General features: G+C 58.2%; 14 protein-coding genes and 1 tRNA gene. 8 read left to right on the top strand and 7 right to left on the bottom strand.

What is annotated here, in order from left to right; genetic code table 11:
* Positions 1-149 precede the first annotated feature (149 nt).
* The 7 genes from petA to PXJ20_RS00565 all read left to right on the top strand — a co-directional run bounded on the left by petA (position 150) and on the right by PXJ20_RS00565 (position 5,775).
* Positions 150-770: a ubiquinol-cytochrome c reductase iron-sulfur subunit gene (gene petA, locus PXJ20_RS00595; RefSeq protein ID WP_277596937.1), complete on the top strand. Its 621-nt coding sequence runs from the start codon at positions 150-152 to the stop codon at positions 768-770.
* Positions 771-2,156, top strand: coding sequence for a cytochrome b (locus PXJ20_RS00590; protein ID WP_017777236.1), 1,386 nt, complete (start codon positions 771-773; stop codon positions 2,154-2,156).
* A gap of 22 nt (positions 2,157-2,178) precedes the next feature.
* Entirely contained in the window at positions 2,179-2,958 is a 780-nt protein-coding gene (locus tag PXJ20_RS00585; RefSeq protein ID WP_421029944.1) for a cytochrome c1, read from the top strand.
* 94 nt (positions 2,959-3,052) lie between these two features.
* On the top strand, positions 3,053-3,664 hold the full coding sequence (locus PXJ20_RS00580; protein ID WP_006052302.1) for a glutathione S-transferase N-terminal domain-containing protein: 612 nt from the start codon (positions 3,053-3,055) through the stop codon (positions 3,662-3,664).
* 115 nt (positions 3,665-3,779) lie between these two features.
* On the top strand, positions 3,780-4,298 hold the full coding sequence (locus tag PXJ20_RS00575) for a ClpXP protease specificity-enhancing factor (protein WP_277596935.1): 519 nt from the start codon (positions 3,780-3,782) through the stop codon (positions 4,296-4,298).
* Positions 4,299-4,317: 19 nt separating this feature from the next.
* Positions 4,318-4,393 (top strand) — tRNA-Thr (locus PXJ20_RS00570).
* Positions 4,394-4,431: 38 nt separating this feature from the next.
* The gene (locus tag PXJ20_RS00565) at positions 4,432-5,775 is read left to right on the top strand and encodes a phospholipase D-like domain-containing protein (protein ID WP_421029943.1); all 1,344 of its coding nucleotides are present in this window, start codon (positions 4,432-4,434) and stop codon (positions 5,773-5,775) included.
* Here PXJ20_RS00565 and PXJ20_RS00560 read toward each other — a convergent pair whose 3' ends face one another.
* Both PXJ20_RS00560 and PXJ20_RS00555 read right to left on the bottom strand, forming a co-directional pair.
* Positions 5,776-7,386, bottom strand: a complete 1,611-nt coding sequence (locus tag PXJ20_RS00560; RefSeq protein ID WP_421029942.1) for a DNA methyltransferase — start codon at positions 7,384-7,386, stop codon at positions 5,776-5,778.
* On the bottom strand, positions 7,383-8,786 hold the full coding sequence (locus tag PXJ20_RS00555; protein ID WP_421029941.1) for a DNA methyltransferase: 1,404 nt from the start codon (positions 8,784-8,786) through the stop codon (positions 7,383-7,385). Before PXJ20_RS00555 ends, PXJ20_RS00560 begins: the two co-directional genes overlap by 4 nt.
* 210 nt (positions 8,787-8,996) lie before the next feature.
* On the opposite strand from PXJ20_RS00555, the gene hpf reads away from it, so the two are divergent.
* Positions 8,997-9,371, top strand: coding sequence for a ribosome hibernation-promoting factor, HPF/YfiA family (gene hpf / locus PXJ20_RS00550; RefSeq protein WP_251108593.1), 375 nt, complete (start codon positions 8,997-8,999; stop codon positions 9,369-9,371).
* A gap of 12 nt (positions 9,372-9,383) precedes the next feature.
* Here the strand turns inward: hpf and PXJ20_RS00545 are convergent, their stop codons facing one another.
* From PXJ20_RS00545 to PXJ20_RS00525, 5 genes are all read right to left on the bottom strand, one after another.
* Positions 9,384-9,878 carry a tyrosine-type recombinase/integrase gene (locus PXJ20_RS00545; RefSeq protein WP_421029940.1) on the bottom strand — a complete coding sequence of 165 codons (495 nt, stop codon included), beginning with the start codon at positions 9,876-9,878 and terminating at the stop codon, positions 9,384-9,386.
* A gap of 527 nt (positions 9,879-10,405) precedes the next feature.
* The gene (locus tag PXJ20_RS00540; RefSeq protein ID WP_226118325.1) at positions 10,406-10,621 is read right to left on the bottom strand and encodes a DUF4224 domain-containing protein; all 216 of its coding nucleotides are present in this window, start codon (positions 10,619-10,621) and stop codon (positions 10,406-10,408) included.
* Between the two features lie 10 nt (positions 10,622-10,631).
* Positions 10,632-11,411 (bottom strand): rolling circle replication-associated protein, encoded by a 780-nt coding sequence (locus PXJ20_RS00535; protein ID WP_421030952.1) that lies wholly within the window; start codon positions 11,409-11,411, stop codon positions 10,632-10,634.
* Between the two features lie 585 nt (positions 11,412-11,996).
* Entirely contained in the window at positions 11,997-13,334 is a 1,338-nt protein-coding gene (locus PXJ20_RS00530) for a type II secretion system protein GspD (protein WP_421029939.1), read from the bottom strand.
* Between the two features lie 14 nt (positions 13,335-13,348).
* Entirely contained in the window at positions 13,349-14,455 is a 1,107-nt protein-coding gene (locus tag PXJ20_RS00525) for a zonular occludens toxin domain-containing protein (protein WP_421029938.1), read from the bottom strand.
* Between the last annotated feature and the right edge of the window lie 26 nt (positions 14,456-14,481).

Here is a 14,481-nt window from a genome sequence, read left to right as displayed (position 1 = left end):
TTGCTGTGCGTGCGGGAAAACCCTGATTTTTCAAGCACTTCGCACGCTTTTTGGAGGCCGGGCCTTGTAAATGGCGACTCCATTCGAGCACACTAGCGGCGGTAGAACGGCGTGACGGAAAAAATCCAACTCAGAAGTGGGGCGATGTGATGCGAGACAAAGAAGATGACCGCGTCGACAGCAGCCGCCGTACGTGGCTGATAGCGACGTCCGTAGCAGGTGGCATAGGAGGCGTGGCCACTGTCGTACCCTTCGTTAGTTCGTTTGCACCATCGGAGAAGGCCAAAGCGGCGGGTGCGCCGGTCGAGGTCGACATCAGCAACCTGAAGCCGGGCGAGATGATGACGGTGGCCTGGCGCGGCAAGCCGGTCTGGATCCTGAACCGCACGGACCGCATGCTCGCGGACATCCAGAAGGCCGACAGCGAGGTGGCCGACCCGCAGAGCAAAAATCCCTTTTCGATGCCCGAGCCGGCGTACTGCAAAAACGAGTTCCGCTCGCGTGCGGAGCACAAAAACATCCTCGTGGCGGTGGCCGTGTGCACGCATCTGGGCTGCACGCCGACGCCGCGCTTCCAGGAGGGCGCGCAGCCGAACCTGCCCGACGACTGGCCGGGCGGCTTCCTGTGCCCCTGCCACGGTTCGACCTACGACCTCGCGGGCCGCGTGTTCAGGAACAAGCCCGCGCCGCAGAACCTCGACATCCCGCCCTACATGTTCACCTCGGCCACGCAGCTGGTGATCGGCAGGGACGAAAAAGGAGAAGCGTAAATGGCGAGCGGCACTGAACACGAGGTGGAGACCACGGGGCTCACCGGCTGGATCGACCGGCGCTTCCCGCTGACCGAGACATGGAAGGCGCATCTCTCGGAGTACTACGCGCCGAAGAACTTCAACTTCTGGTACTTCTTCGGCTCGCTGGCGCTGCTGGTGCTGGTCAACCAGATCGTCACGGGCATCTTCCTGACGATGAACTACAAGCCCGACGCGACGCTGGCGTTCGGCTCGGTGGAATACATCATGCGCGAGGTGCCGTGGGGGTGGCTGATCCGCTACCTGCATTCCACGGGCGCGTCGATGTTCTTCGTGGTGGTGTACCTGCACATGTTCCGCGGGCTGCTGTACGGGTCGTACCGCAAGCCGCGCGAGCTGGTGTGGATCTTCGGCTGCGCGATCTTCCTGTGCCTGATGGCCGAGGCGTTCTTCGGCTACCTGCTGCCGTGGGGCCAGATGTCGTACTGGGGCGCGCAGGTGATCGTGAACCTGTTCTCGGCGATCCCGTTCATCGGCCCGGACCTGTCGCTGTGGATCCGCGGCGACTACGTGGTCTCGGACGTCACGCTCAACCGGTTCTTTGCGTTCCACGTGATCGCGATCCCGCTGGTGCTGCTGGGGCTGGTGTTCGTGCACCTGATCGCGCTGCACCAGGTGGGCTCGAACAACCCGGACGGCATCGAGATCAAGGCGAAGAAGGACGCGCAGGGGCGCCCGCTGGACGGTATCCCGTTCCATCCGTACTACTCGGTGCACGACTTCATGGGCGTGTGCATCTTCCTGATGGTGTTCGCCGCGATCGTGTTCTTCGCGCCGGAGATGGGCGGGTACTTCCTGGAGGCGAACAACTTCATCCCGGCCAACCCGCTGCAGACGCCGCCGGAGATTGCACCGGTGTGGTACTTCACCGCGTTCTACGCGATGCTGCGCGCGACCACGGACCCGTTCAAGATTGTGCTGATGGTCGTGATCGGGCTGCTCGGGCTGCTGGCGCTGGCGAGGGCGCGCGGGAAATGGCGGCTGGGGCTGCCGGTGCTCGCGGTGCTGGTGATCGTCGCGATGTACCTGACGGAGTCGAAGTTCTGGGGCGTGGTGGTGATGGGCGGCGCGGTGGTGTCGCTGTTCTTCCTGCCGTGGCTGGACCGCTCGCCGGTGAAGTCGATCCGCTACCGGCCGCTGTTCCACAAGGTGTTCTACGGGATCTTCGTGCTGGCGTTCCTGACGCTGGCGTTCCTCGGCACGAAGCCGCCGTCGCCGGCGGCCACGCTGGTGGCGCAGGTGTGCGCGCTGGTGTACTTCGCGTTCTTCCTCGGCATGCCGTTCTGGACGCGGCTTGGCACGTTCAGGGAGCCGCCGGAACGGGTGCGGTACAAGCCCCATTAACCGCGAACGAGGACAACCGGACATGAAGACATTGCTTGCAGGGTTCGCGCGTGCGTGCGCGGCCGGGGTTGCACTGGTGCTGGCGCTGCTGGTGGCAGCGGTGCCGGGGCGGGTGATGGCCCAGGAGAATATTCCGCTCGACCGCGCGCCCGATAACGGCGAAAATCTTGCCTCGCTGCAGCATGGGGCGCAGCTGTTCGTCAACTACTGCCTGAACTGCCACAGTGCGAACCTGATGCGCTACAGCCGGCTGCAGGACATCGGCATTGCGCAGAAGGAGATCCAGGCGAACCTGCTGTTCACCACCGACAAGGTGGGCAACACGATGACGGTGGCCATGCGGCCCGATGACGCGAAGGCGTGGTTCGGGGCGGCGCCGCCGGACCTGTCGGTGGAGGCGCGGGCACGCGGACGCGACTGGCTGTACACGTACCTGCGCAGCTTCTACCGCGACCCGACGCGGCCCACGGGCTGGAACAACCTGGTGTTCCCCAATGTGGGCATGCCGCACGTGCTGTGGCAGCTGCAGGGGCAGCGCGCGGCGAAGTTCGAGGACGTGGTGGACGAGCGCACGGGCGAGAAGGAGCACCGCTTTGCGGGCTACGACCAGCTCACGCCGGGGACGCTGTCGCGGGTGGATTATGATTCTGCGGTGGCGGACCTGGTGGCGTACCTGTCGTGGATGTCCGAGCCGCAGCAGAAGGCGCGCCGGCAGATCGGGGTGTGGGTGCTGCTGTTCCTGGGCCTGCTGAGCTTTTTTGCCTGGCGACTGAACGCCGCTTACTGGAAAGAGATCAAATAGTCACGTCCTGACCGACGTGGGGCCGGCGCAGGGAAAAACCATCTGGACGGTTTTTCGCGCGCTGGCCTTTGAGTTTTTTGAGGAAACGTAAATCATGATGGTTCTGTACTCCGGCACTACCTGCCCGTTCTCCCAGCGTTGCCGGCTGGTGCTGTTCGAAAAGGGCATGGACTTCGAAATCCGCGATGTCGACCTGTTCAACAAGCCGGAGGACATCGCCGTGATGAATCCGTACGGTCAGGTGCCGATTCTCGTGGAGCGGGACCTGATTCTGTACGAGTCGAACATCATCAACGAGTACATCGACGAGCGCTTCCCGCACCCGCAGCTGATGCCGGCCGACCCGGTGCAACGCGCCCGCGCACGCCTGTTCCTGCTGAACTTCGAGAAAGAGCTGTTCGTGCACGTCGGCACGCTCGAAAACGAAAAGGGCAAGGCTGCGGAGAAGAATCACGAGAAGGCGCGCCTCGCGATTCGCGACCGTCTGACGCAACTCGCGCCGATCTTCCTGAAGAACAAGTACATGCTGGGCGAAGAGTTCTCGATGCTCGACGTGGCCATCGCCCCGCTGCTGTGGCGCCTCGACCATTACGGCATCGAGCTTTCGAAGAACGCCGCGCCGCTCATGAAGTACGCGGAGCGTATTTTCAGCCGTCCGGCCTACATCGAAGCGCTGACGCCTTCCGAGAAGGTGATGCGCCGCTGATTTGCGGCGGCGGGACGGCAGGGGCGGCAACGCCGCGGCCGAACGTCCGCCCGCTGCTCACGGTGGGCGAGCGGACATTCGGGGCGTTGCCGCTGTCCTCGCAAAAGGATTGTTGATGCAAGAGACTTCCACGAAGCCTTATCTGCTGCGGGCGCTGTACGAATGGTGCACCGACAACGGCTACACACCGCACATCGCCGTGCGCGTCGATAACCACACCCGTGTGCCGCGCCAGTTCGTGCGGGACAACGAGATCGTGTTGAACATCAGCTTCCAGGCCACGAGCCAGCTGCAGATGGGCAACGAGCTGATCGAATTCAATGCCCGCTTCTCGGGCAAGTCGCACAAGATCGAAGTGCCGGTGGCCAACGTGCTGGCCATCTATGCGCGCGAGAACGGTCAGGGCATGGCGTTTCCCGTCGACGCACCGGCCGGCGGCGCCGGCGACGCAGTGCTTTCGTCCGAAGAAGAGGACGTTCTGGACGAACTCCCGGCGAGCGAAGAGGAGCAGGGCGCGGCTGCAGGCGTTACGGCGCGGGACGCCGGTGTGGCCGAAGCGGGAGAGGGCCCGGGGCCCCACAACGGCGACGACGGCGCGAAGGGCGGCCGCGGGCACCTCAAGGTCGTGAAATGAAGTAGAATCGCGGTCTTACGCCGGCTTAGCTCATCTGGTAGAGCAGTTGATTTGTAATCATCAGGTGGCGGGTTCGAGTCCTGCAGCCGGCACCAGTACCCATGCGGGTTCCAGAGATGGGACCCGCATTTTTTTGTTCTACAAACCGGGGCGTGTTCTACAAACCGAGTACGTGGCGCTCCCCGGCTGGTGTCTAAAAACCCTCCAAACTGATAAAAACGAGGAAGACATGGCATTAAGGTTTACGCTCCAGCCCTTCGGGGCGGCTCGATTAGGGGATGTGCTGCTCCAATCGCTTTCGGAACCGATCTGGGCCGAATTCAGAGCCTCGGTTGCTTTCGTCAAGCGGTCTGGTACGAAACACGTGGTCGATTCGCTTCGAGCTTTCGCGCAACGGGGAGGCGCGATTCGAATGTCGGCTGGTATAGATGCCGGCGGAACTTCGCGCGAGGGCCTTGAGGACCTACTTTCTGCAGTTGGCGCGACCGGCCAGCTTTACGTATTCAAGAACGCCAATAGTTCAACATTCCACCCAAAGGTCTATCTGTTTAAGCATCAGTTAGCGGCTCGGCTACTGATCGGATCTGGCAATTTGACCGAGGGAGGTTTGTACACGAACTACGAGGCGGGCGTTGTCATTGAGCTAGACCTTCGGGTAGACGAAGACCGCGCGTTTTTACACGAAGTCGAGACGGCGCTGGACGCTTGGAGTACCCCCGCCACTGGCAACTGCATATTGTTAGATGGTGTTCTGCTGAACCGGCTGGCGTCAGAAGGATGGGTGCCCGACGAAGCTTACACTAGCGGTGGCAATCACAATTTCACCAGCGGTTCAGTGGGCGCAGGCAATCCCCTTTTCACCAGCATTCCCGTGCCGCACGCTCCGGTGATAGCACCGAGCGGCAACGCTAATCCCGGAGCGCAGTACCAGGGCGGATTCGCTACTCCTGCTACCGCGGTCGGCAATCCCGCTGGATATCCCGTGCCAGGAGCGGTGACCGCGCAACGTCGGATTTTTCTTATGACCCTGCAAAACACCGACGTCGGCGTAGGGCAGACTAATCCGAACACGCAGCGGCGATCGGCCGAGGTGTTTGTTCCGCTAGTCTGTCGTGATCACGATCCGGTGTTTTGGGGATGGCCAAACCTCTTTGTGGCAGATCCCAGCTACACGGGAGCACGCGACGCACAGGGGCGAGGGAAAATGGATCGCACAGGTGTCCGGTTAAACGTTAATGGAAACATTGTTGCCGTAACCATTTGGTATAACTCGGACAAGAGAGATATGCGCATTAGGAGTGAAGATCTTCGCAGCGCCGGGGCGGTTGGAGACATCCTTTACGTGGAGGCAAGCTCCAACCCTTCTTACGACTACTATGTCAACGTTATTCCGCAAGGAACAACGCAACATGGAGCTTATCTAGCCATGTGCGTTAATACCGTGCGGAATTCGTTTAAGCGTTGGGCGTATTTATAATTAATTTGGTCGCCGAAACGCTAGAATTTCTTCTGACTCCATTGCGTTATTTTTGAAAATGTCTCGCGATACGAGCATTTCCATGGGGAGCGATGGGGCAATTTCAAAATTCAGCGTTTCGGCGATTTGTGACAAAAGCTTCGCGGTACATATATCTACTCGCTGACCGCCGGCAATCGTGTGATTGTTTCCAACCACTACGAATGCGACCCCGCCGGGTTTAAGTAACTTTTGGATTCCTTCCAGCACTTCACGCATGTCAAAGAAGTATTTCGATAGCAGGGCGGGAAGGTTCTTTCGACGAAAGCCGGCGCCGGTGCCTTCGTTCAGAGTTTCAATGCTATTGATCAATGCTCGAACATCTGAAGGCAAAATTCCACCCATCTCTACGAATTGCGACCACTGTTCGCGTTTAAGGCGCTCGGTGATTTCACGATTCCCGATCATTTTCTGATCCCGCGTTCGGTGTTCGGGTCTCGGCAGAAGACCCAAGTAGCAGAGGCTAAGTCGATCGGTATCGAGATATGGGAGTGCGGTCGCGTAGGGCGGAGAGGTAATTACTGTGTCAACCTTGCCTTGATACATTTCCCATGTTGTCGCACACTTGCGCGCATCACCCTCGCCGATGCTAAATGTGTATGAATTTTCTGTTTTAGGACGTTGATAAAGAAATGCCAATACAGCGCGAATTGAGCGGCCCAGTTCTTCGAGAAATGCGCGCTTAGGATCAATTTCAATGTCGAGTCGAATTTCCTTGCGAACCCTTAGATCGGCGTCCTTTTGCCAAGATACTGAACGTAGGATATTGCTCAGCGATACCCACATCAGATCGCGGGCGGGCTTGTATTTCACGTCAGATATGCGTCGTGCTATATCGTCAAGGCCCGTTAAGACATCTTGTGCAAACCAATCCTCTAAATATTCTTGGTCTTCCGATGGCAATGATCGGAAATAGTCTAGGCTCTTTGTTGCACGTACCTCTGGTTGGAGCAGGCTATCGCGCACATTTTGATACGCGATTCGAAGATTCTCTGGATCGGCGGAGAGGAGTTCGCATTTAGTCCTGCTCAAAAAGACCGACAACGGATTCATATCAAGCCCGAGCGCTCGACATCCTGCGAGAGACGCTTCGACTGCTGTCGTTCCGCTTCCGCTCATTGGATCGGCGACAATTCCGCTAGCGGGTGTATTTGAAATGTTTATTAGAGAGCGCACCAATTGAGGGAAGAATTTCCCCCGGTACTCGTGGATGCCGTGTGTACCGTATCGAAGGCAGCGACGATTCGGAAGAGGTACAAATTCACCAAAGGGGAGTGATTTTTCAAGCGTCGCAAGATCAATGCCGTTTCGGACGACATTTACTGTTGCCTCGCGCAGAGATTGTCGCGTGGTAATCGAATCCTGTTTATAAGTAACGGTTTCCCAATACGCGAGTCGTTCTGCCAACGATTCCATCGTTTCAGTCGTGTTTACGACAAAATTCCCGCCGTCTCCCTCCGTTCCATCTAGGTACGTCGGCTCCGCGTTTGACAAAGCTCTAAGCTCTTGCAGGGCAAGCTCTCGCTCAAACGGCTGAATGTAATCTTTAATTTTGCATTGCAGTCGATTCACGACGCGCCTCCGCAATTCTCTAGAATCAAAATCTTCTCGGTCTTGATTTTCCCGATCGACGGGTTGAAAGATTTCTTGGTTGATTGCAAAGTTCTATTGATTCTTGCGACTTCCGAGAAGCCGGCGATCTTGCCGGCTTGCGAAATTATTTCTGCATTATCAATTCGTTCACCCTTTAGTGTAGAGTCACCAACTACGAAACAGGCGTATCCGTTCTTTTTTAATTTGTCGCGTAGCCACGTCATTATTCCTTCAAACTCAAGCTTGAAGGTGTCAGCAGTGGCCGCATTTTTTCCGTTGCTGCTGTATTTCCGATGGCTGCCGATCTCCTCTTTCTTGAATCGAGGTTGATCCATGCCGAGCCAAAGCATCCGCGTCATGTGGTAAAGGTGATAGCTAAATGCGTTTGGGTAGGGCGGTGAGCAAACCATCAAATCGATTGGTGGGATCTCAGGAGTGTCCAATAGAGTAGACTCGACCACTGCACAACGAAAGCGCGGCTCGACAAGATCGGAATACTCGGACGCTGCTCGCACTGACACATCAAGAGCACGCGCAAATTTTCTAAATACCTCTCCTGAACTCAAACCCTTCTCGCGCCGCACGTACCGCGTGTCGGAGTCTTGCTTTGACACTGCCACGACGATGGAGGAAAACGAGGTGAGTGCAAGCGTTCGGGCTGGCTCGGTCGGCAAGCAGCGACACCGAGCTAAGCACTCGGCAAGTTCTTCAATCACAAACGGCTCAAACCAGAACGAAAGCGTTTCGCTCTCCGGTCTCCATGCCGACGACACAAATTTCTCGGTTGGAAATAGCTGGCCGTCACCGCCGAGAGCAAGTGCATCTCCCGCAGTGCGCATGTCCGTAGCCAATTGCCTCAGTGCAAGGGCGTCGCTCTCCGATATCGCGGTTGTCTTGGCCCGGCTCATGAGGCACGCAAGCGGATTTGCATCAATTCCAACCGCATGACGCTTGAGTGTGAGCGCCTCAACGAGAGTGGTTCCGCTGCCGCAGAAGATGTCGGCTACAGTGTCCCCTACGCTAGACAGCTCTTGAATCAGAGCATTCGGGATCTGCGGAATGAACTTGGCCGGGTACGGGTGGATCCCGTGGGTGAGGTACCCGGTTTTTGCTCCAGCGAAATCCCAGTCAATGGCCCTCAACCGCTCAGCGTATGTAGACGACGCCTTGGTTTCGGCCGCCTGCGGACCGCTCAGGGTCGATTGGGCGAGTGCGATAACGGACCGCGCTTGGTCGCGAGTGAACAGCCGCCACCCGTGCCGATCTCTGCCAGGTTCGGCGACCACACCGGAGCGAAGCCAACGGAGAAGCGTGTCCTTGTGAATTCCAGCCTGTCGAGCGACCTCGGCGGTAGACAGTTGGTCCCGTTCAGCTTTCATTGTATACATACAGGTGCATATAGTTGACGTATGGTACCCAAAAAGTCAGAGGGCACCAAGGCCGATCGATCGCAAGCCGCCCACAACTCCGGCGTCTAGGTGTATCGTGTGTGACAGTCGCGCGAAGAGTTGGTGATTCGCAGACGACTATGCATAGGCGGCGCTCGAACGCCGGGGCGCTGCTTGGACTCTCAGCCTTGTGGAGTGTTTATGAACTTCAAGATAAGTGGACATCATCTCGACGTTACGCCTGCACTGCGCGAATACGTGACTACAAAGCTTGAAAGAGTCTTGCGGCATTTCGAACAAGTTATCGACGCCACTGTATTGCTGTCGGTCGATAACCATAAGCAATCCAATCAAAGAGCCGAAATCAATCTCCGCGTTAAGGGCCGCGATATTTTTGTTGAGAGCGCTGATAGTGATCTGTACGCCGCTATTGACCTGTTAATTGACAAACTTGACCGGCAGGTCGTCCGACATAAGGATCGCTTGCAAGATCACCACCATGACGGGATTAAATATCGTCCCGAGAACTTGCCGCCTACCGAGTGGAATGACGAGGCGCCGCCGGCCGCGCAATGAGTCGGCGATTCTCTAACGGGTCGGGGTGATCTTCGCCCCGCGCCTACGTACGTAATGTTCCGTCATCGATACACTTCCATGGCCAAGCAATGACTGCGCTCCCCTTATGTCGCTAGTACTCTCCTTGTCGGTACCAGCTTTCGCCCGTAGATCGCGAAACTGAAATTCGCTTTTGGGAATGCCAGCCGCGTCGCGTGCCCGATCAAACCTGAATCGCAACGCCGAGCGCCCCAACGGCTTGCCCTGTTCATCAACAATCAACCGAGTTGAGCGCGGGTTATGTGCGGTTTTTCGTATCGCCAATCGGTCAATGAGAGCGGCGAGTTCTCCAACAACCTCAATCCGTAGCCGTGCCCCGGTCTTGTTCTGTCGGATCGAAATAACTCCATCGCGCACATCGCGCTCGTCCATCTTCAACACGTCCCCCGGACGCTGCCCAGTCAGATAGGCCAAGTCCATCGCCTCTTGCAGCGGCAAGTCAGCCTTTTCCCAGACTGATTTGTACAAGCCATCGCCGACGTAGACGTCCCGGCCCGTTTCGCGATGCTTTCGGACCCCGATGCACGGGTTCGGACGGTCGGTCGCCCCCACTCTCTAGCCTTGTTGAAGATGTGCGAGAACAAGGCGATCTCGCGATTGGCCGAGACGGGTGACGCCTTGCGCCAGTCCAGATACTTTCGAATATGAATGGGCTTGATCTCGCCCAGAGGAGCCGGCGGAGAATCGAAAAACGAGTACAACTTCTCTAGTTGCAGTAAGTTGGTTCGCCGTGTCTCGACCGCCTTACTCGGCAAGACATCGACCAGATAGCGCTCAGCGACGTTCCGAAACGTAACCAGTGCCCGTGCCGTCCTGTTGCCTTGCTCAAGGTCGGCGTACAGACGCAGAGCTTCGACAAAATCACCGCCAAGCGCTTTCCATCGACGTGGCTTGCCACCCATGTCGTAGTAATAGTATGTCTTGCCGCGCGACGTCTGCTTCAGTCGCATGCGCGGCGGCAAATGTAGGTTCTTTGTTGGCTTGCGTCCCACCGATCACACTCCAAGAACAGCAGGGTTCCAACCTGAGCGGGCACCGCTTTCCGCGCGACCTGCAATACTTGTGCGTCCCTCGATTACAGACCTAGCAACGATGGCGCGCCCGCAAGCATTGATGAAGAACGGTACGCCCATTCGACGGAGAGCTTCCACTTGTTTGGACTTGACTTTTCTTCCAGTAAGTACTGCTAATTCAATTGGAGACAAAAACATGTCTGTCACTTTAAGCCTCCCTTGTTGATAACCAGAAGCAACCAAGCTCCTCGTTCCAGTATGTCTGGCAACGATCGAGCGTTGCCCCCACCTTGCTTGCGGCATCGAATGCAGTCTTGATCGCTCCGACGACATCGTTGGAAATCAGGTGGGCAATCGGGTGCAGCGCCGGTACGTCCACGCCTCGACTCGTCCAGTAACGCTTTTCGTTAAGAGCGTGTTCCGCGAAATCCTTGGTGATGTACTTGCTGAGATACGACGCTAGCTTGTGCCGAAGACCTTTTTCTCTAAAAGGATTCCGCACGTCGATGTTTCCGTTGTCCTCTCCGACGATGCTTCTCCATATCGATCGCAACACTCGATAGTTCTGTCGCCCTTTCACTGCGACATGCAGATGCCACGCCCCGCGCTTCTGACGCTCAGCAACCGCGACATACTGAAAACTCTGAATCTTTCCAAGCCGTCTTCGCAGCGCGTCGAAATCCTTCTTCAGCCTAACCTTATCCACCATGTTTTCCCTGTAGGTCAGCGTGATCATCCGATCTGCACCGATCGCCTTGCAACGAAGGCGCACTTGCTGCTTCGCGCGCTTCGCGGCATCCATGAGGTTTTGTTCGGTATTCTCAGATTCGCCGCGCTTGGCGCGTGGAAGATAGCTGAGCCGTTGAGCGCCCATGTATCGATCAAACCTTGTGGCCGTGACCTCGACCTGCCCATCGCCGAAATTGCGCCCACGAACCACCCATTCCCGGCGAAACGCCGAGAAATCTCCTATACTCTCGCCGTGCATTGCAAATTGTCCTTGTAATGCTGTTGTATGAGCCCCGAACCGTTCCAGCGGCCGGGGCTTTTTCTTTTTCAACGTCCGTGTGTCTCTACCTCTCTCGCACAGCTACTTGTGTCCCTCGTACGTTAAGTGTCCCTGATATAAATCTAGGCGCGCTTCGCGCGCCCGGCTGTCCTCGCTCCCGCTGCGGGCAGTCGGGCGGCGAATCGCTAGCGCCTCAGAGCCGCCATCCGTTTAATCGCTAGTCCGCCGCCCGCCACCGAGTTCAGCGAAACGACGCCGCCCACACGCAGCTTCGCCAACCGCGCCAATCTTGGACGCACCACAAATAGTGACCGGTCGCCTCTGTCGATAACGAACGCTGGACGACGCCCCACCCATACGCGCCTCCGCCTTCCGTCACGCAATCTCTCTTCGATATACACTGCCGCTCCTTCGGTTAGCTCCCGCACCCGGCTAACATGGGTTGTGCCGTCCTATGGCCGACACAACCCATGACCACAGCATTCGGCGGTATAGCCAGCGTCAAGGCCACGCCCTTCGGGTCGCTACGCGAGCCTTGACCCCGGCGCTAGCCGCCGCGCGCTATCAGATACTCTGAACCTGCAACACCAACACGATGTCAGACCTGCTCGCCCCGCTGGACACCCCATCCATGAACGACGGCAGCCAACGAATACCGCTGGTCACGTGCGAATCCTTGCCCTCGCTCAACCCGCCCATCACAACCAATTCGCCATCGTGCAGCGCTACGCTCGTTTCTAACTTACGCGTGTTCTTTGTCGGCGAATTGTTCACGCCCGTGCTCGTCTTCTGGAAGTCGGAAATCTCAACAGTCACCTCCGTATCGATCACACCGTCCTTCACGGTTGGAAGCACGTCGAAGATCACCCCCGCGTCCTGGTACGTCACGGACTGCACCGGAGCCGCGCTTGAGTTTGGATACAGCACCGAATCAATCACCGGCACCGACTGGCCGACGTTGAGCCGCCCATGCTTGCCGGACGCCACCCGTACGTTCGGCGACGTGATTACATGGAACCGGCTGTCGGAATCGAGCGCGGCAATCGCGGCATCCAGAAACCCCGAGCGCAACCGTAGCGTGTTCGCTTTGTCGTCCACCGTGCCGGCGCCCAACGAGATCCCCAACCGCCCGCCGAGGATGCTTGCCGCCAGCTGAAAGCCCGTTGTCCTGTCGTTTTCCGTCGAGACCTCATACACCCACGCGCGGATTGCGACTTCGCCAGTCTTTGTGTCCACTTGCGGCAGCACCGACTTGAGCATGGCAATTTCCCTGGCCGAGCCGAGAAACACCATCGTGTCTGACGACTGATCGACCATTGCCGCCGCCGAGGTAGGCGACGCATCGGCGCGCGCACGCGATCCAGCGGCTGCCGGTATGGTGCGGTTCATCGTGAACTGTCCGTTAAAGAGCGGCTGCACCAGCCGCGCTAGATAGTCCGCCGTCCGATACTTAGGCGTGTACACAAATACCTGCTTGTCAGCGTCCACCTTGTCGTCGTCCTTGCGCTTGAACACATAATCGACGCCGTTTTTGGTGGACACGCCGAACCCCAGCGACGCAAGAAAATCGTTCAGCACGTCGCGAATGTCGCCCTTCGTGCGGTCGAAGCGGAAGGACACCGTGCGCGTGTCGGCCAGCACCTCGGGCGCAATCACGTACTGCGACTGGAGCATGTCCGCATATACGAGATCAATCACCTGAGCGACATTCACGAACCGAAGATCCACCGATTTCGCGTTGCCCATCTTCAGGGGCATCAGAGGCGCCGCAGCCAGCGGCGCCGAACCTACACCATCACCCGACTGCGCGGAGAGCGTCGGCGGAAGAGGCGGAATCGTTGGCATCAAAGCCGGTACAACTGGCTCAGCACTGTTTGCCACACTGGCCACAAGCAACAGCACTGCCGCGAGCCTCCTCACTTCGTCACCCCGCCGAGTCCGGCGCTAGCCGCCGCGCCCCCGTCACCGCCAGCGGGCTTCGCGCCGGAAAAGGTCGAAACCCGTTCGCCGTCAATCGTGCCAACACGCACGACCCCCGTGTTCTGGAACATAGAGGGACTTTCCATCCGCAACCGTCCCGCGCCATCAGCCACCACAACCCACGCCCGACCCGAACCGCTATAACTGCCGGCGATGCGCCAGCGTTCCGAAAACGACGGCTTAGGACCGCCTCCAGCGCCCTCGGACGACCCAACGGCACCGACGGACGGCGACGAAGCGGCCTTGGGAGCGGTCGCCGTCGTGCCATGCGCTGCCCGGTGGAAAAATGACCAGAGGAATCGAACGGACACAATCGGCATCACCACAAGCACCGCAACGATGAGCCACAAGCGCTTGTTGCGAAGGATGTTCTGGCGCCTGTCAACCACAGCTTCCTTGCCACCCACGCCCGCATAGCTCTTGTACAGCGGGAAAATGTCCTTGCTGTATTTGCGCACATAGGTTCCAACGCGCGTCTTCGCGTTCTGCTTCCAGCCCTCGTATTGCTCAACGCGATACCCTGACGACAGTCCCAACGACTTGAGCTTGTGCATTCGAAAGGACAGCTCAACAACCGGCTTTACCTTGCGATGCAGGTCGCCAATGTCCTGCACCATCAACACTACGTCGCAGGCCACGCCGGTCTCGGCGTGCGTGAAATGGCGGTGCATCCGAAAAAACGCCATGTGCTCGTCGGAGATTTTTTTATCCGACGCCCACAACTTCCACGCTTCGTCGACCACCAGCAGATCGCCTGGCTTCACGAGCCCAGGCGTAACGGTCGCCCCTTCCGCCGACTCATGCTCAACCGGAAAAAACGCAGGCTCGCTGATGTCGTCAGTCCGCACGTGCACCACCGTGCCGAAGTTCGAACCGTCGCCACGCCCTTTAGCGATCAAGAACTGGTGGATTCGCTCCTCGCTGATGCCGTCCACGTTCGTTACGACGCGCCGACCGCTGGCGATTGCATCGAGCAGCGGACCCTGGACGACCTCGTACGACTTGCCCGAACCCATCACGCCGCAATACGCATTAATCGCCATCGCAACCTCAACTCAGGCAAATGCGG

It is taken from the genome of Paraburkholderia sp. A1RI_3L, from assembly GCF_048957895.1.
Lineage (GTDB): Bacteria > Pseudomonadota > Gammaproteobacteria > Burkholderiales > Burkholderiaceae > Paraburkholderia > Paraburkholderia kururiensis.
This window is presented reverse-complemented; position numbering and strand designations above follow the sequence as displayed.